The sequence below is a fragment of the Gordonia sp. IEGM753 genome (genome assembly GCF_050321825.1).
In the GTDB taxonomy this organism is placed as follows: domain Bacteria; phylum Pseudomonadota; class Gammaproteobacteria; order Pseudomonadales; family Pseudomonadaceae; genus Aquipseudomonas.
On the sequence record NZ_JBNQGB010000006.1, the window covers coordinates 277,291 to 294,072 of the forward strand.

A 16,782-nucleotide genomic window follows, 5' to 3' on the forward strand; every position below is an offset into this window, starting at 1 on the left:
GTGGGCTTGCCCGCGCAGCGCTCCTCACGCATAACGAATCAAGCGCTGACGGTACGCGCCGCTTCCCCTGCCACTTCATCCTTGCGCACAAACCGGTTCGCCCGCCCAAACGTCCCGAAATCATTAAAGCGAACGCCCATTTCGCGCATCACTCTGTGCGCCACCGGCACCGTCATCTGGCGGATGTAAAAGGGTTCCTTCACCACAAAGTGATGAACCCCGTGGCTGCTGCCGAAGTTGAAACAAAAGGCCTGCAGCGGCCACATCCACCAAGGGTTCAGTACTTGAGTTTGCTGGATCACATTGCCCGGCTCCACGTCGCCGTAGTAGTGCATGTTGGAGCTGACAAAGTGCAGGCAAAACGTGCGCAGCACGTTCGGGCCGATAATCACCACCGCCGCGATATCGATCACCTGCATCACCGACAGTGTGGTCGCGGACCATTCGACGGTTGTGCCCATCAAATAGGCCATACCGTTAGCCGCATGAAAGCCCAAAAACACATACCACGCGCCCCAATGCACCAGCGCCAGTGGCGCGTACACCTTCAGGCTACGTTTGATGATGCTGAATTTGTGTGCCCAGGTTTTGGCGCGCAGCATGCGGATGAACGCCGACATCACGTTGTCACCCACCATCAGCAACCGCGCGAAACCCCACGGCTCGCCATTGGTGATGGCGCGCTCTTCCATGTCGGCTTCAGTGCCCGATACCTTGTGATGATTGAGGTGCAGGTGCCGGCGAATCCATGGATTGATGGTGCTCGGTCGCGCCAGCCACACCAGTCCCATCATCACGTTGTGCGGCAGCCGCTGTTTGCGAAAGTACATGCTGTGGATCAGGTCGTGCTCCAGCTCATGCGTTAACGAGGCGAAGAACGCGTTGAGCAACAGGCAGGCCCACCACGCCATATGCCCGGTGATGTAAAGCGCTGCCGAACCGATCATGCCGGCCAGCGCAAACGCCAGGATACCTGCGCCCAAGGCGTCCTGATGATTAAGAATCGGGTAGCGTTTACGCAGTTCCACACCCTTGGCCAACACCACTTCGCGAATATGTGCTGATCGCTGGGCTGCATTCAGTCGCTCAGGGCTTGCAGAAGTACCGTCCATGCTTCCATCCTCTGGTTATTGATGTTTGCATCCTGCCTTGCGAACCCTCGCAGCGTGGTAGCCGTGAACGCCAACCTGTTGACCGGAAGCGCCAATCAGCATGAGTGAACCGACCTCTCTCGCCAGCTGGACCCGTGCCTTGCGCAAGCAACTCGATGCGCTGGGCCTGGACAGTACCGCCCTATGCCGACAGGCAGGGCTAGACCCGCAGTTGATGGACGACCCGAACGCCCGTTATCCGCTGACCAATACCACGCGCCTGTGGGAATTGGCGGTTCAGGTCAGCGGTGATCCGGCGATTGGTTTGCGGGTGTCACGGTTTGTCAGCCCGACCACGTTTCACGCGCTCGGTTACGCCTTGGTCGCCAGTGCCAGCCTGAGGGAAGTCTTCGAGCGCATCGTGCGTTATCACCAGGTGGTCAGCGATGCGCTGGAGCTGGAACTGACCCGGACCGAGGATCGCTATCGTTTTCGCCTGAAAATACCGGCAGGCAACCCGGCCCCGGCATTCGAAGCCATCGATGCCTTTACCGCCATTTATGTGCGCACGTGCCGCAATCGCCTGGGCCGCGAGTACGCGCCGCTGGCGGTTTACCTGCGCCGTCCGGAACCGGCAGACCCGCACCAATGGCATAAAGTCTTTCGTTCGCCGGTGTACTTTTCTGCCAAAGAGGATTGGTTGGAGTTCTCGCTGGTTGATTTTGACAGTCACCTGGACGACGCCAACCCGGAACTCGCCGAACATAACGAAACCGTGCTCAAACGCACGCTCGCGCAACTCAAGCCGCTGACCTGGGAACGCAAAGTGCGCGACGCCATTGAAGAGCAACTGCCTGAAGGCGAACCGTCGGCAGAGCGCATCGCGCAGGCCTTGCACCTGAGCTTGCGCAGCCTGCAACGGCACTTGGCGGACGAGGGTTGCCGGTTTGACACACTGCTTAACGAAAGCCGCGAAAACCTGGCGCTGCTGCACTTGCGAGACCCGCAATGCTCGCTCAGCGAAGTCAGTTATTTGTTGGGGTTTGCTGACACCAGCAGTTTCAGCCGCGCCTTCAAACGCTGGACAGGCATTACGCCGGGACAATTCAGGGACGGGTTGCGTTAATCAGCGTTTCGAGAGGCTACGTTCAATGCCTGACTTGCACTGTTCCATCATCGCTGGCCAATGGTGATAGCACTGCGGACTGCCCAGCGAAAATTATGCGGTTGACGAGGTTTGCCAATTTTCTCAGCCAAGCGCAAATCCCAACTCAAACACCGTTCCGGTCGCCTCACTGCTGACCCGCACTTCGCCGCCATGCAAACCCATGATCGAACGCACGATTGCCAGCCCCAAGCCGCCTGAATCCCCAGGTTCCGCGCGCGAGGGGTCGACGCGATAAAACCGGTCGAACACTTTGCCCAGATGCTGCGGCGCAATGGGTGAGCCCAGGTTGTGCACCTGCAACCAGCAAATACCTGCTTCATCCCGTCGACGCAGGCTGATGGTCGAACCCCTGTCGGCATGGCGCACGGCGTTGGCCAAGAGGTTACCGAGGGCGCGTTGCAGCAGTTGCTGATCGGCCAACAGTTCACCGGCCAACCCGTTTACCAGGCGAATGTCACGGTCATCGGCCAAGGCTTCGAAATAGTCGCAGAGTTCGCTGCCGACGGTTTCAAGGTCTAGCGTACGCAGCTCCAACGCCCGTTCGGCCTGTTCGGCGCGCGCGAGGAACATCAGGTTTTCGGCCATACGCTTGAGCCGTTCGAACTCTTCCATGTTCGAGGCCAGTACTTCCTGATATTCGGTGGTGCTGCGCGGCTGATTCAATGCCAAGCCGTTGCTGCCGAGCAGGTTGTGCAACGGCGTGCGGATTTCGTGGGCCAGATCGGCGGAAAACTGCGACAGGCGCTGAACGCTGTCTTCCAGCCTCGCGAGCATGCCGTTCAAGGCCTGAACCGGTTCATGCAATTCCGAGGGTGTACCCGCCGTTGGCAAGCGTTGGTCGAGGCTGCGCAGGTCTATGCCGCGCACGGCTTCACTCAGTTGGCGCAACGGTCGCAACCCCCGGCGCAACAACACCAACCCCAAGGCGAACGCCAATATCGCACCGAGACCGACCGAGAGATAAAGGCGCATTCGATAACTGGCGAGCATTTGTTCGCGCTCAACCAACACCTTGCCCGCAACCACCGTCAGCGCTTCGCCATTCGGGCCTTGCGCTTCACCCGACAGCAAGGCAACAGCGGCCCCCTGCGGCGCTTGCCAAGTGAAAACGTCAGCGCGTTGCGGGGATTGGTCACGGGGAATGGCGGCTAACGAAGGCAGGATTTGCTGGCGAGGGTTGATGCGGATGACGGTCGAACCGTCGGCGCGCGTCACCAGCAACAGGCTGTCCTGATTGCCCAGCATGTTCTGATACAGGCGCGGCCGCGCCTGCAGCGCGTCGAGGCTGTCGCTGTCGGCGAGCAATGCACGCACTTGCTCGAGTCGTCCGAGCAAGGCGATGTCATCGCGAAAGGCAATTTCAGCCGCCAGCGAGCGATAGAGATACAGGCCGATCACGCTCAACACCCATGCACACACCGCCGCAAACGCCAGTGCCAGGCGCCATGCGATGGACCTAGACCGCATCGTCCGGTGCTTCCAGTTGGTAACCGACGCCACGCACGGTGTGAATCAGTTTGGGCATGTACGGGTCGTCCACTTTGGAGCGCAAACGCCGCACCGCGACTTCGACCATGTTGGTGTCACTGTCAAAATTCAGGTTCCAGACTTGAGAGGCGATCAGCGTGCGCGACAAGACTTCGCCCTGGCGACTGGCAAGCAGTTGCAGCAGGGCGAATTCTTTGTTGGTCAGGTTGATGCGTTGCCCGCCGCGGCTGACGCGGCGGCGCAGCACGTCGATTTCGAGGTCGGCAATGGTGTAAGACTCGGCTTCGCGCATCGGCCCGCGCCGTAACAAGGTGCGCACTCGTGCCAGTAGTTCGGCGAAGGCGAAGGGTTTGAGCAGGTAGTCGTCGGCGCCCAGTTCGAGCCCGCGCACACGGTCTTCTATGGCGTCCTTGGCGGTCAGGAACAGCACCGGCGTGGCGCCTCGCTGGCGAATCAACTGCAATAGCTGCCAGCCGTTCAGGCCGGGCAGCATCACATCGAGGATGATCAGGTCGTACTCCTGCTGCTCGATGAAGTAGCGCCCATCGAGGCCATTGAGCGCCACATCCACGGCAAAACCCGACTCCCCCAAGCCCTTGGCAAGGAAATTCGCGGTTTTGGCTTCATCTTCAACGACCAGCAGACGCATGGCACACCTCAATTATTCAGATGTACAGGCTAGGCGCCTTCGGCCCGGTTGCCCATTACAAACTTGTAATCCCACTGACGAGGTTCTGACGAGGACGGCTGGTTAAGGTGGCGACCTTCGCTTCTGGAGCCTGTCCATGATCAACAAAATCCTCGCTGCAAGCCTCGCCGTCAGCCTGAGCGGCAGCGTGCTGGCCGCCGTAGAGCTGCCCCGCCACGCCGATCTCGACCTGCGCACTGCACGATTACTGGCCGACGCAACGCTCGCCAATTGCACCGGTACCGTTTCGGTGATCGACCGTGGCGGTAATTTGCTGGTAACCCTGCGCGCCGACGGTATCGGCCCGCACAACACCGCGGCCAGTCAACGCAAAGCCTATACCGCGCTCTCGAGCAAAACCCCGACCCGGTTGTTCGCCGAGCGCGCTCGCAACAACCCGGAAGCCGCCAACCTGAACACCCTCGATGAGTTGCTGTTGCTCGGCGGCGGTGTGCCGCTGTTTGCCGGCACCGAACTGGTCGGTGCGCTGGGCGTGGCCGGTTCCGGCGGCGCCGAGCAGGACGAAAACTGCGCCACGAAAGCAGCCGGGACTGTCGGCTTGCGTACTGAAAAATCCAATCAAGGAACACCGCAATGACCCATTTACGCATGACCATCGCCGCCCTTGCCCTGAGCAGCCTGTCGAGCCTGGCGTTGGCGGCCGGCAACCCGTTGAGCGTGCACGTGCTCAACCTGGAAAACGGTTTGCCGTCACCGGGTATCAACGTCACCCTGGAAAAACACGTGGGCCAGAACTGGCAGCCGCTGGCGCAAGGCACCACTAACGAGCAAGGACGTATCGCTGAATTGTTCCCCGCCAAGCAGCCTTTTGAGGCCGGCGAATATCGCGTGGTGTTCAAGACCGGCGAGTATTTCAAGAAGAACCAGCGCGAGACGTTTTTTCCAGAAATCCCGGTGATTTTTGAAGTGAAGCAAACGGATCAGCATTACCACATACCGTTGCTGCTGAGCCCTTACGGGTTTTCTACCTACCGCGGTTCGTAGGACGATCGCAGCCGCTCGACATCCAGAATCTCGATCTCACCGTAACTGAGACCGAGAATGCCCAGGCCCTGGAAATCCTTGAGGATCTGGTTAGTGGTCTGACGCGACAGCGACAGCATTGCTGCCAGTTGCTCTTGCGGCAGTTGCAATACACGGCGCGGCGGATCGATTTCGCCGTAGCCCGTGGCGATCATTAGCAAGCGGTGCGCCAGCCGCGCGGGCGCGGGCATCAGGCTCAGTTGCTCCAGATTGATGAAGGTCAGGCGCAATTTCTGGCTCATCAGCAACGCCAGTTGCCGCCAGTACACCGGTTGTTCATCAAGTAATGCCAACAGCGCTGCTTGCGGGATGTGCAGCAAAATGCAGTTGCCCACGCCAAGTGCATCATGGGTACGCGGCTGGCCATCGAATACGCAGATCTCACCAAACCAGTGCGGCGACTCAACCAGGCTAAGCAGCGCTTCTTTGCCCTGCTCACTCACCGCGCCGATGCGAACCGCGCCCTCTAGCACCGCGTACAGGCCACACGGCGCATCACCGCGTTTGAACAACGACTGTCCCGGCGCCAACCGCCGCAGCCTGGCGGCAGACAGCAAGCTATCCTGTAATTGAACCGGTAGATGGCTGAACCACTGTCCGCTCATCAACTGTGCACGCCAGACCTGCATATCCATGAAAACTCCTAAACATTGTCGCCTGCCTGACAGAGCTAGACGTGAACCTGGCTCATGATCAATCACCCTACAGGAGGAATAACAATGAAAAGCCTCGTTGACCATCTCAGTCAATACGCCGCGTATCACCGTGACCCGCGCAACATCGCCAGCCACTTCATTGGCATCCCGTTGATTGTGGTTGCAGTGGCGGTGTTGTTGTCGCGGCCGCAATGGGCCGGCGGCTGGCTGTCTCCGGCAGTCCTGGCTTCGCTGGCATCGGTAGCGTTTTACCTGCGCCTGGAACTGCGTCTTGGACTGTTGATGACCGCGTTGCTGGGATTGTGCGCCTGGGCAGGCCATGTGCTCGCGCAGCAGAGCACGCTGGTCTGGCTGGCCAGCGGCATTGGCATGTTTGTGGTGGGTTGGGCGATCCAGTTTGTCGGCCATCACTATGAAGGGCGCAAACCTGCGTTCGTCGACGACGTGACCGGGTTGATCGTCGGGCCATTGTTCGTGGTCGCGGAGGTGGCGTTTTTGCTGGGAATGCGGCATGACCTCAAAGAGCAGATCGAGGCGCGGGTTGGCGGGGTGAGAATTAATCCAAAGCGTGCGGCGGCCTAGCACACCCTCGCGAGCAAGCCCGCTCCCACAGGGCTTTGTTGGCCACACAGTGTGTGTTCAACACTGATCCAATATGGGAGCAGGCTTGCTCGCAAAAGCGTTCCGACGAAGCTTTTGATACTAGATATTGGCGACTTTCTGCCAGACCTTGGGCTTGAAGAACAACGTTTCGCCCTTCGCCAGTCCGGTCAGGCTGTCATGGTCCTTGACCACTTCCGCTTCGATCAACTCGCTCTGACCTTCGACCTTCAATGTCACCCGGGTCGTGGCACCCAACGGCCGGATGTCACGCACTTCGGCTGCGTGGTGATCTTCCAGTTCATGGCGCGACAGCGAGACTTCGTGTGGACGGAACAGCACGTGGTTGTCTTCACCCAAGTGCAGACGGTTTGAATCGCCGAGAAAGTGATACACAAAATCGCTGGCTGGATTTTCGTAAACGTCGCCCGGTGAGCCAATTTGCTCAATCACGCCCTTGTTCATGACCACGATGCGATCGGCCACTTCCATCGCCTCTTCCTGGTCGTGAGTCACGAATACCGAGGTCAGGTTGATGTCTTCGTGCAGTCGCGCCAGCCAGCGACGCAACTCTTTACGCACCTTGGCGTCGAGGGCGCCGAAGGGTTCGTCAAGCAGCAGCACTTTTGGCTCTACAGCCAAGGCGCGGGCCAACGCGATACGCTGACGCTGGCCACCAGACAGTTGTTCCGGGTAGCGGTCGGCCAGCCAGTCGAGCTGCACCATGTTCAGCAATTCATGCACCTTCACGGCGATCTGGCTTTCGCTCGGGCGCTGGTTTTTCGGCTTCATGCGCAGGCCGAACGCGACGTTGTCGAACACCGTCATGTGGCGGAACAGGGCGTAATGCTGGAACACAAAACCGACGTTGCGATCACGCACGTCATGGCCCGAGACGTCCTCACCGTGGAACACGATGCTGCCCTGATCCGGGGTTTCCAGGCCGGCGATAATCCGTAACAGCGTAGTTTTGCCGCAGCCGGACGGGCCGAGCAGCGCCACGAGTTCACCGCTCTGGATGTCCAGGCTGATGTTGTCCAGCGCCTTGAACGCATTGAAATTCTTGCTGACGTTACGCACTTCGATCGACATGAATTATTCCTCCGCGGCGCTGGCGCGCAGGCGGTTAATACGGTTTTCGCTCCACTGCTTAAGCAGCAGGATGAAGAGCGCCATGATCAGCAACAGGCTCGCTACAGCGAACGCGGCCACGTGGTTGTATTCGTTGTAGAGGATCTCGACGTGCAACGGCAAGGTGTTGGTCACCCCGCGAATGTGCCCGGAAACCACCGACACCGCACCGAACTCACCCATGGCCCGCGCGGTACACAGCACGACGCCATAGATCAAACCCCACTTGATATTGGGAACGGTGACGTGCCAGAACATCTGCCAGCCATTGGCGCCCAGCAAGCGCGCGGCCTCTTCTTCCTGAGTGCCTTGTTCCTGCATCAGCGGTATCAGTTCGCGCGCCACGAACGGCACGGTGACGAAAATCGTCGCCAGTACGATGCCCGGCAACGCAAAAACGATCTGGATGTCATGATCCTGCAGCCAGGGCCCGAAAAATCCTTGGGCGCCAAACATCAGTACATACACCAGACCGGCGATCACCGGCGACACCGAAAACGGCAAGTCGATCAGGGTCACCAACATGCTCTTGCCACGGAACGAGTATTTGCTGACGCACCACGCGGCGCTGACACCGAATACCACGTTCAGCGGTACGGAAATCAGCACTGCAATCAGCGTGAGTTTCAGCGCCGATAACGCATCGGGTTCAAAAATCGCCGTGAAAAAAGCCCCCAGGCCGTTTTTCAAACCCTGGGACACAACGATAAACAGCGGCAATACCAAAAACAGCACGAAGACCAACCAGCACAGGCCGATCAGGATTCGCCGCGAATTGGCACTGCCACGGCGGGCAGCATTGGCCGAGGAAGCGGCGCTAATAGACGATTGGGACATTTTTCGCGCCTCCTTATGGGGTTTCGATACGACGTTGCAGCAAGTTGATCAGCAGCAACAGGACGAAAGAAACCACCAGCATCAGTACACCAATGGACGTGGCGCCGGTGTAATCGTACTGGTCGAGTTTGACCATGATCAGCAACGGCAGGATCTCGGTTTTCATTGGCATATTACCGGCGATGAAAATCACCGAGCCGTACTCGCCAACCCCGCGGGCAAAGGCCAGGGCGAAACCGGTCAGCCATGCTGGCAGCAGCGCGGGCACCAGAATGTAGCGGAAAACCTGCAACGGTTTGGCGCCAAGGCACGCGGCCGCCTCTTCGACTTCACGCGGGATATCGGCCAATACTGGCTGTACCGTACGTACCACGAATGGAAGCGTCACAAACGTCAGCGCCAGCGTGATGCCGAGGGGGGTATACGCGATCTTGAAACCCAGGTCCGCCGCAAACTGACCCACCAGCCCGTTGGGGGTGTACAACGCGGTCAGCGCGATACCGGCAACGGCCGTGGGCAACGCGAACGGCAGGTCGATCATCGCGTCGATGATCTTGCGTCCCGGGAAGGTATAGCGCACCAGCACCCAGGCGAGCAGCGTGCCGATGATGCCGTTGATGATCGCGGCGTACAGCGCCGTGCCGAAGCTCAGCTTCAACGCCGCCAACACGCGCGGCGCGGTGATGATTGCCCAGAACTGATCCCAGGTGAGTTGAGCGGCATGCACGAACATCGCTGCCAGTGGTATGAGCACAATCAGGCTGAGGTACACCAAGGTGTAGCCCAGCGTCAGCCCGAAGCCGGGTATGACGGGGGAGATACGACGCGACATAAAAGTCCTTGGTTGAAAACGCATCAATGTGGGAGCGAGCCCTGTGGCGAGGGGATTTATCCCCTCACCACCAAAGCTCACTCCCACATCTCATGTGCCCAGACATCAGGCTGGTAAGGGTGAGATTACTGCGCCGAATAAATCTGGTCGAACACACCACCATCATTAAAGAATTTCGGTTGGGCAGTTTTCCAGCCGCCGAAGTCTTTGTCGATGGTCACCAGCTCCAGTTTCGGGAACTGCTGCCCGTACTTGGCGGCTACGTCCTTGTCACGCGGACGGTAGAAGTTTTTCGCAGCAATCTCCTGACCCGCCGGGCTGTACAAGTGCTTGAGGTACGCTTCGGCGATCTGCTCGTTACCCTTTTTCTCGGCGTTCTTGTCGACCACGGCCACCGGTGGCTCGGCGAGGATCGACAGCGAAGGTACAACGATGTCGAATTTGTCGGCACCACCGTCCTCTTTCAGCGCCAGGAATGCTTCGTTTTCCCAGGCCAGCAACACATCGCCCTGACCGTTATTGACGAAGGTGATGGTCGAGCCGCGAGCGCCGGTGTCCAACACTGGCACGTGCTTGAACAGCGTTTGTACGTATTCTTTAGCCTTGCCTTCGTCACCACCGTTGGCTTTCAGGCCGTAGGCCCATGCCGCCAGGAAGTTCCAGCGCGCACCACCGGAGGTTTTTGGATTTGGAGTGATAACCGAGACGTCGTTCTTGACCAGGTCACCCCAATCCTTGATGCCTTTAGGATTGCCCTTGCGCACCAGGAACACGATGGTCGAGGTATATGGCGTGCTCGCCTCCGGCAGACGCTTCTGCCAGTCAGTCGGCAGGGTCTTGCCCAGTTTGGCGATTTCGTCGATATCACCCGCCAGCGCCAACGTCACAACATCAGCGCGCAATCCGTCGATCACTGCGCGGCCCTGTTTGCCCGAACCACCATGCGATTGCTGGATTTTCACGGTGTCGCCAGCGTGCTCTTTCTGCCAGAACTTGATGAATTCAGCGTTGTAGTCCTGATACAGCTCGCGGGTCGGGTCGTACGAAACGTTAAGCAGCTCGTAATCCTTGGCAACCGCGGAACCCGCAAAAAGGGCGCTGGCCAGGGCGGCCAAAGCGAAATGACGAATCGACGACATGGTGAAAGCTCCTGGAATTCTGATGGTGTTGGCTTTTTCTTATGGTGTGCTGGCAACAGGCTGCCGAACGCTTAGCTCGGCTTGTTGTTCGGGTTCTGCAAACGGAATTTTTCCTTGCGTTCGATCTGCACCACCTGGGCGTTGTGCACGGTGATTTCCACTGCACCAAAACGCAGGTCGCGCAGTGCACTCTGGATTTCACGCAGGATGGTTGCTTCGTCTTGACCGTCAACGCTACGCAGGGATGCGCTCATGGTGCTGCTCCTTCGACTGAGAGGTTGCCTGGCAGTGGGCGGCACTGCTTGCGGCTTGGGAGCAATATAGATAGGTGCGGTTATTCTTAAAAAGACTATTTAAGAATGTTTATATAACCAGAAGGCATTATTTGATGTGACAAGGGGTTGCGAAGGATTTCAGGCTGCGCACTCCCACGCCCTGCGTGGAAATGCTCAGGTTGTGAACTCAGCCAATCAATGGCGAATGAGCCCAATCCAGCTGCGCGGCGGGCACCGGACGACCAAACCAGTAGCCCTGCCCAAGATCGCAGTCATGATCAAGCAGGAACGCCGCCTGCTCGGCCTGCTCGATGCCTTCGGCATGCACTTGCATTCCCATGCTTTGAGCCAATGCGATAATCACCCGTACGATTGCAGCGTCATCCTCATCCCACGGCAATCCGGCCACAAAACCCTGATCGATCTTCAGTTTTTGCACCGGCAATCGCTTCAAGCGAAGCAATGACGAGTAGCCAGTGCCGAAGTCATCGATGGCCAAACGCACACCCAGTTCACGCAAGCGGTGCATTTGCTCCAACGCCACTTCCGGGTCGTCCATCACTGCGCTTTCTGTGACCTCCAGCTCTAGATAAGCCGGATCCAGCCCTGTTTCATGCAGCACCTGGGCGACCTTTTGGTAAAGCTCACGGCGCGCGAACAAACGGGAAGACACGTTCACCGCGACAAACGACAACGCCACGCCAGCGGCCTGCCACTGGCACATCTGCTGACACGCTTGCTGCATGACCCATGCGTCAATCTCCGAGATCAGCCCGGTACGCTCGGCGATGGGGATGAATTCTGCCGGCGACACCAATCCACGCTGCGGATGCTGCCAGCGCACAAGTGCTTCCACACCGATCAGGCGGCTGGTTTTAAGGTCGTGCACCGGTTGGTAGTAAACCCGCAGCTCCTGTTGCTCCAGGGCGCGACGCAATTCGAATGCGGTTTCGACGCGTTGTTGCGCGTGTGCGGTCAGCTCTTCGGTGTACAGCGCATAGCTGTCGCGGCCAGCACTCTTGGCCTTGAACAGCGCCGAGTCGGCATTGCGCAACAGTTGCTCGGCGCTTAAGGCATCACTTGGAAACAAACTGATGCCGATGCTGGCCCCGATGAAAAGCTGATGGTCGCTGATATGAAAGGGCTGTTTGAGCCCGTCGATAATTCGTTGAGCAAGCGCGGCGGCTTGCACCAGTTGCGGACAGCTCTCGGCGAGCACTGCGAACTCATCGCCACCCAGCCTTGCGAGGGTAATGCCGGGCCCGAACATGGCCTTCAGGCGTTCGGACACGGCCTTCAACAGTTCGTCGCCAATGGTGTGCCCGAGGCTGTCATTGATCATTTTGAAATGATCCAGGTCGATCAACAGCAACGCGCAACCGCGCTTATGGATTTGTGCCGACGACAACGCCTGCTCGGCGCGGTCGGTAAACAGCAAGCGATTGGGCAGATCGGTCAGCGGATCGTGATGCGCCAGGTGCTTCAGCTCATGCTCGGAGTCCTTGATCGCACTGATGTCGGAAAACACCGCAACGTACTGACTGAGCTGGCCCTGATCGTCACGAATGATACGAATGGTCTGCCATTGCGGATAAATTTCACCGCTTTTTCGGCGGTTCCAGATCTCCCCACTCCACTCCCCTGCACTGCCAAGTGCCGAGAACATGGCCTGATAGAAACCTGGCGGATGATGACCGGACTTGAACAAACTGGGTTGCTGACCCAGCACTTCTTCGCGCTGATAACCGGTGATCTCCATAAAGGCGCGATTTACGTGGACGATCACTCCTTTATTGTCAGTGACCAGCACGCCTTCGCGTGTGCAATCGAATACGGCGGCAGCCTGTCGCAAGCGCTGACGGTCCTCATGTCGCTCGCGCAGTTGCGCGCCTACCCCAAGGCAACGGAACAATCGCGCCCTGGCGAAAAAAACGAATACCGCACTGAACACAACCCAGGCGTAACCGTTGATCAGTTGCCATCGCATCAGCTCAGTAGAGCTATCGAAGAAACTGTTCAATAAATGATCACTTGTCTGCAGCCAGGCTACGGAAAGCAACAGATAAAGCAGCGCTGCACGCAAGGCATAGCGAGAGGTGGCAGACATTCGGCGGTCCATGTCCCTTCAAAAAGGCTGGAATTATAGGGTAAAGAAACATCCAGCCACTCTTATCTGAAAGGGCGACTGGTTTTATCTGTGAGCTTAGTGATAATGCAACGGCTGTTTTTTTATTCAACGAGGGCCCTATAGCCTATGTGGTACGAAGGTTTTCTCGGCTTGTCGCCCTGGTCACTGGTGGCAGTCACCCTGCTGATGACCCACGTTACGATTATCGGCGTCACGGTCTATCTGCATCGCTATTCAGCCCATCGCTCGCTTGAGCTCAATGCTGGCCTGAAACATTTTTTCCGTTTCTGGCTGTGGCTGACCACGGCCCAGAACACGCGCGAGTGGACCGCTATCCACCGCAAACATCACGCCAAGTGCGAAACCGTCGATGACCCGCACAGCCCGGTCATCAAAGGGCTGTCCACCGTTCTGCGCACAGGTGCCGAGTTGTACCGCGCCGAAGCGGAAAACCCCGAGACACTGCGCATCTACGGCAAAAACTGCCCTGAAGACTGGATCGAACGCAACCTGTACAGCCGCTTCCCGCTGTTGGGCGTGGCAATCATGGGCGTCATCGACCTGCTGCTGTTCGGCACCATCGGCATCACCATCTGGGCCATCCAGATGATGTGGATTCCGGTATGGGCTGCCGGCGTGGTCAATGGCCTTGGCCATGCTGTCGGCTACCGCAATTTCGAATGCCGTGATGCGGCAACCAACCTGGTGCCTTGGGGCATCCTGATCGGCGGCGAAGAACTGCACAACAATCACCACACCTACCCTAATTCGGCAAAATTGTCGGTGAAAAAGTGGGAATTCGATCTGGGCTGGGCCTGGATCCAGGTGTTCAGCTTCCTGCGCCTAGCCAAGGTCCAACGAGTTGCGCCCATCGCCCACCGGGTTGAAGGCAAAGGCAACCTGGACATGGACACCGCCATGGCGATCCTCAACAACCGTTTCCAGATCATGGCCCAATACCGCAAGCTGGTTATCGCGCCGCTGGTCAAACAGGAACTGGAGAGGGTCGATCACTCGGTTCGTCACCAGTTTCACCGGGCCAAACGCCTGCTCTCGCGGGAGACCAGCCTGCTGGATGACAAACACCACATCCGCATTCAGACCATGCTCGAACACAGCCAGGCACTCAAGGTGATTTACGAAAAACGCCTTGCCCTGCAGCAGATCTGGCTCAAGACCAGTTCGAATGGTCACGACATGCTGGCAGCCATCAAGGATTGGGTACACGAAGCTGAAGCCAGCGGAATTCAATCGCTACGCGACTTCGCTGATCAGCTTAAGACCTACTCGTTACGCCCCGCCACTGTTTAAAACCGTTGATCGGTGCGCCCTTTTATAGGGCGCGCCTTCCGGAACTTCGCTCCAAATCCCCTATCTCAAAGACACTTCGCCATCCAGGCGCGCTTCGCACTGGCCGCTTCGAACCTCGGACGGCACACGCCCTTTGAGATCTGTGCCGATGGCCAACAAAAATCTGGAAGACTCATCTCCTCCGCAGTGGCCAGACGCTGCACAAACCCTGATGGCATTGATGCACGCCCAAGGTGAAGTGGCTCGCCTGAGCGAGCGCGAACAGTTGTTCAGTTCTTTGCTGGTAAGCGTCAACGCGGTGCTTTGGGCCTTCAACTGGGAAACCCGTCAGGTGCTGTACGTAAGCCCTGCCTATGAGCGGATTTTCGGCCGATCTGCCGGCCTGCTGCTGTCCGATTTCAACCAATGGCGCGACAGCATTTATCCAGACGACCTGGACTATGCCGAGCGCAGCCTGACGGAAGTGCTGGTTAAAGGCGCCGTGGAAGATCGAGAGTATCGAATCATTGCCGCTGACGGCGAAGTACGCTGGCTCAGCGACAAATGCTTCATCAATCGTCAGGCCGAGCCAGGACAACCCGTGATTATTGTCGGCATTGCAGAAGACATCACCGACAAGAAGCAAATGGAAACCGAGCTGCAGCGCCTGGCCACCACGGATGAACTGACGGAGAGCAGCAATCGTCGACACTTCTTCGATTGTGCGAACCGTGAGTTCGAACAGGCACGGTCCCAAGGTTCATCGTTAGCGTTTTTGCTGCTGGACATCGATGATTTCAAAGTCGTCAACGACACTTACGGTCATCAGGAAGGCGATATTGTGCTGCAACGCATCGCCGAGACCGGCCGCTCAGCATTACGTCGCGGCGATCTGTTCGGTCGGATCGGTGGAGAAGAGTTCGCGGCGGTATTTCCGGGTTGTGCGCCCGACATGGCGATGCAAGTGGCCGAGCGTCTGCAGCGGGAAATTCAACGGTTAGGCTTCAGCCATGGCGATCAAACGTTCAGCATCACCGTCAGCCAGGGTTTGACCAGCCTTACAGCAGAAGACGAAAGCATCGATAGCCTGTTCGCCCGGGCGGATGCCGCAATGTACGAAGCCAAGCGCCAAGGCAAAAACCGGATCATATCCGGCTGATCGGTTTATGACGCAAACGCATCAATTCAGGAAAACCAATCTTGAGCAAACGTGCGGTGCGGCTTTTGGCCAGCGTCTCGACGTTCTCATGCTCGGTCAGGCGCGCCAATTGCGCGGCCATGTTCATCACCAGGGCCTCGCGCGAATAAACCCCGCCACCGAGCTGGTACACCGACGCAATCAGCTCACGCAACTCCAATGGCAGCCGCCAACGAGTTCGCAGGGCCGAGCCGTAAGCCGCGCCAAACTCGGCCAGCGCATCGCCCACCTCCTCCAGCTCATCCAGCTCACCACCGGCCTGCTTCCACTCCTGCAGACATCGCAATAACGCAAGATCACCCAGGCGATGCAACATGCCGGCGCAATAACAACGCTCTTGATCCAGATCCAGCAAGCGTGCCAGCGTTCGCGCGTACTCGGCGGTATGCAGCGACAGTTCCCAATAACGTTCGGCGTAGTCCGCCAGACAAGGATCACTCAACCGAGCGCTACGCTTGAGCGCCAGCCCAAGAATGAGATTCATGCTTTGACCGGTGCCGAGACGATGCAGCGCCTGGGACAAGGTTTGCACCGCCGCGCCATGGTGCTGGGCAGCGCTGTTGGCGGCAGCAATCAATACCGCCGTGATTTGCGGGTCCGTCCGGACTTCATCCTCCAGCCGTGCCAGATCGAGACCTCCGGGATCGAGGCTGCGCTTGACTGCAAGGTGCACGTCCGTCATCAGCGGCGCACCGTCCGCAGACTGACGACGACGCTCCAGATACACCGACAGCGTCATGCCTGGCGCCAGTGAAGGCACATCGCACGACACCTCTTCGCCCACGTTCAACAACAAGCCCTGCAGGCGTTTGGTCAGGCTTTCCATGTTCAGCGGTTTGGTGAGATACGCCGAAGGCGCCAGCGGCAACGCCTCGCGCACGCTGGCGCCGTCGCTGCGACTGCTCATGAGGATAAACGGCAGCGGCGGATTGCGTTTGCGCTGACGGACGTTGCGCAACACATTCAAACCATCGACACCCGGCAACTCCCAATCTGCGATGACCAGGTCGTAAGGGTTTTGCGCCAACAGGTGCAACGCTTCCTGACCGTCAGCACACAAATCGAGCCGCGCATCGCAACGCACATTAAGCAACACTTGCTTGAGAAGATCACGAGACCACGGATCGGCCTCGGCAATCAGCACGCGTGGTACAGCAGGTAAAACCACAGCAGTCATCTGCACTCTCCAAAGGCACTGCTTGCACCTTAGTCAATGC

At 58.3% G+C, this 16,782-nt stretch carries 17 protein-coding genes; 6 read left to right on the plus strand and 11 right to left on the minus strand.

What is annotated here, in order from left to right; genetic code table 11:
- Positions 1-38: 38 nt before the first annotated feature.
- On the minus strand, positions 39-1,112 hold the full coding sequence (locus ACQR3R_RS25225; protein ID WP_428276526.1) for a fatty acid desaturase: 1,074 nt from the start codon (positions 1,110-1,112) through the stop codon (positions 39-41).
- A gap of 100 nt (positions 1,113-1,212) precedes the next feature.
- Here ACQR3R_RS25225 and ACQR3R_RS25230 point away from each other — a divergent pair, with 100 nt between their 5' ends.
- A complete protein-coding gene (locus tag ACQR3R_RS25230; protein ID WP_428276528.1) occupies positions 1,213-2,217 on the plus strand; it encodes an AraC family transcriptional regulator ligand-binding domain-containing protein in 1,005 nt (334 codons plus the stop codon).
- A gap of 123 nt (positions 2,218-2,340) precedes the next feature.
- Here ACQR3R_RS25230 and ACQR3R_RS25235 read toward each other — a convergent pair whose 3' ends face one another.
- Together ACQR3R_RS25235 and ACQR3R_RS25240 are read right to left on the minus strand one after the other, a co-directional pair.
- Positions 2,341-3,726 (minus strand): heavy metal sensor histidine kinase, encoded by a 1,386-nt coding sequence (locus ACQR3R_RS25235; RefSeq protein WP_428276530.1) that lies wholly within the window; start codon positions 3,724-3,726, stop codon positions 2,341-2,343.
- On the minus strand, positions 3,716-4,396 hold the full coding sequence (locus ACQR3R_RS25240) for a heavy metal response regulator transcription factor (RefSeq protein WP_428276532.1): 681 nt from the start codon (positions 4,394-4,396) through the stop codon (positions 3,716-3,718). The genes ACQR3R_RS25235 and ACQR3R_RS25240 overlap by 11 nt, the downstream gene beginning before the upstream one ends.
- A 136-nt stretch (positions 4,397-4,532) precedes the next feature.
- Here ACQR3R_RS25240 and ACQR3R_RS25245 point away from each other — a divergent pair, with 136 nt between their 5' ends.
- Both ACQR3R_RS25245 and uraH read left to right on the plus strand, forming a co-directional pair.
- Positions 4,533-5,033: a heme-binding protein gene (locus tag ACQR3R_RS25245; RefSeq protein ID WP_428276534.1), complete on the plus strand. Its 501-nt coding sequence runs from the start codon at positions 4,533-4,535 to the stop codon at positions 5,031-5,033.
- Entirely contained in the window at positions 5,030-5,440 is a 411-nt protein-coding gene (gene uraH / locus ACQR3R_RS25250; protein ID WP_428276536.1) for a hydroxyisourate hydrolase, read from the plus strand. The genes ACQR3R_RS25245 and uraH overlap by 4 nt, the downstream gene beginning before the upstream one ends.
- On the opposite strand, the gene ACQR3R_RS25255 is transcribed toward uraH, so the two are convergent.
- The gene (locus ACQR3R_RS25255; protein WP_428276538.1) at positions 5,425-6,114 is read right to left on the minus strand and encodes a cyclic nucleotide-binding domain-containing protein; all 690 of its coding nucleotides are present in this window, start codon (positions 6,112-6,114) and stop codon (positions 5,425-5,427) included. The genes uraH and ACQR3R_RS25255 overlap by 16 nt on opposite strands.
- 84 nt (positions 6,115-6,198) lie before the next feature.
- Between ACQR3R_RS25255 and ACQR3R_RS25260 the strand changes: the two genes are divergently transcribed.
- The gene (locus tag ACQR3R_RS25260) at positions 6,199-6,717 is read left to right on the plus strand and encodes an Mpo1-like protein (RefSeq protein ID WP_428276540.1); all 519 of its coding nucleotides are present in this window, start codon (positions 6,199-6,201) and stop codon (positions 6,715-6,717) included.
- 120 nt (positions 6,718-6,837) lie between these two features.
- Here ACQR3R_RS25260 and ACQR3R_RS25265 read toward each other — a convergent pair whose 3' ends face one another.
- The 6 genes from ACQR3R_RS25265 to dibA form a co-directional block, all read right to left on the minus strand.
- On the minus strand, positions 6,838-7,827 hold the full coding sequence (locus tag ACQR3R_RS25265; RefSeq protein ID WP_428276542.1) for a TOBE-like domain-containing protein: 990 nt from the start codon (positions 7,825-7,827) through the stop codon (positions 6,838-6,840).
- A 3-nt stretch (positions 7,828-7,830) separates the two neighbouring features.
- Positions 7,831-8,703: a sulfate ABC transporter permease subunit CysW gene (gene cysW, locus ACQR3R_RS25270; protein WP_428276544.1), complete on the minus strand. Its 873-nt coding sequence runs from the start codon at positions 8,701-8,703 to the stop codon at positions 7,831-7,833.
- Between the two features lie 13 nt (positions 8,704-8,716).
- On the minus strand, positions 8,717-9,535 hold the full coding sequence (gene cysT, locus ACQR3R_RS25275; RefSeq protein ID WP_428276546.1) for a sulfate ABC transporter permease subunit CysT: 819 nt from the start codon (positions 9,533-9,535) through the stop codon (positions 8,717-8,719).
- Positions 9,536-9,660: 125 nt separating this feature from the next.
- Positions 9,661-10,674, minus strand: coding sequence for a sulfate ABC transporter substrate-binding protein (locus ACQR3R_RS25280; protein ID WP_428276548.1), 1,014 nt, complete (start codon positions 10,672-10,674; stop codon positions 9,661-9,663).
- 71 nt (positions 10,675-10,745) lie between these two features.
- A complete protein-coding gene (oscA, locus tag ACQR3R_RS25285) occupies positions 10,746-10,928 on the minus strand; it encodes a sulfur starvation response protein OscA (RefSeq protein WP_052962923.1) in 183 nt (60 codons plus the stop codon).
- 208 nt (positions 10,929-11,136) lie between these two features.
- The gene (gene dibA, locus ACQR3R_RS25290) at positions 11,137-13,056 is read right to left on the minus strand and encodes a phosphodiesterase DibA (protein ID WP_428276551.1); all 1,920 of its coding nucleotides are present in this window, start codon (positions 13,054-13,056) and stop codon (positions 11,137-11,139) included.
- A gap of 147 nt (positions 13,057-13,203) precedes the next feature.
- Here dibA and desA point away from each other — a divergent pair, with 147 nt between their 5' ends.
- Together desA and ACQR3R_RS25300 are read left to right on the plus strand one after the other, a co-directional pair.
- Positions 13,204-14,388: a delta-9 fatty acid desaturase DesA gene (gene desA / locus ACQR3R_RS25295; protein WP_428276553.1), complete on the plus strand. Its 1,185-nt coding sequence runs from the start codon at positions 13,204-13,206 to the stop codon at positions 14,386-14,388.
- A gap of 148 nt (positions 14,389-14,536) precedes the next feature.
- Complete coding sequence (locus ACQR3R_RS25300) at positions 14,537-15,526, plus strand: diguanylate cyclase (protein ID WP_428276555.1); 990 nt, start codon at positions 14,537-14,539, stop codon at positions 15,524-15,526.
- Here ACQR3R_RS25300 and ACQR3R_RS25305 read toward each other — a convergent pair.
- Positions 15,513-16,742: an HDOD domain-containing protein gene (locus ACQR3R_RS25305; protein WP_428276557.1), complete on the minus strand. Its 1,230-nt coding sequence runs from the start codon at positions 16,740-16,742 to the stop codon at positions 15,513-15,515. The two genes, ACQR3R_RS25300 and ACQR3R_RS25305, sit on opposite strands and share 14 nt — an antisense overlap.
- Positions 16,743-16,782: the final 40 nt, after the last annotated feature.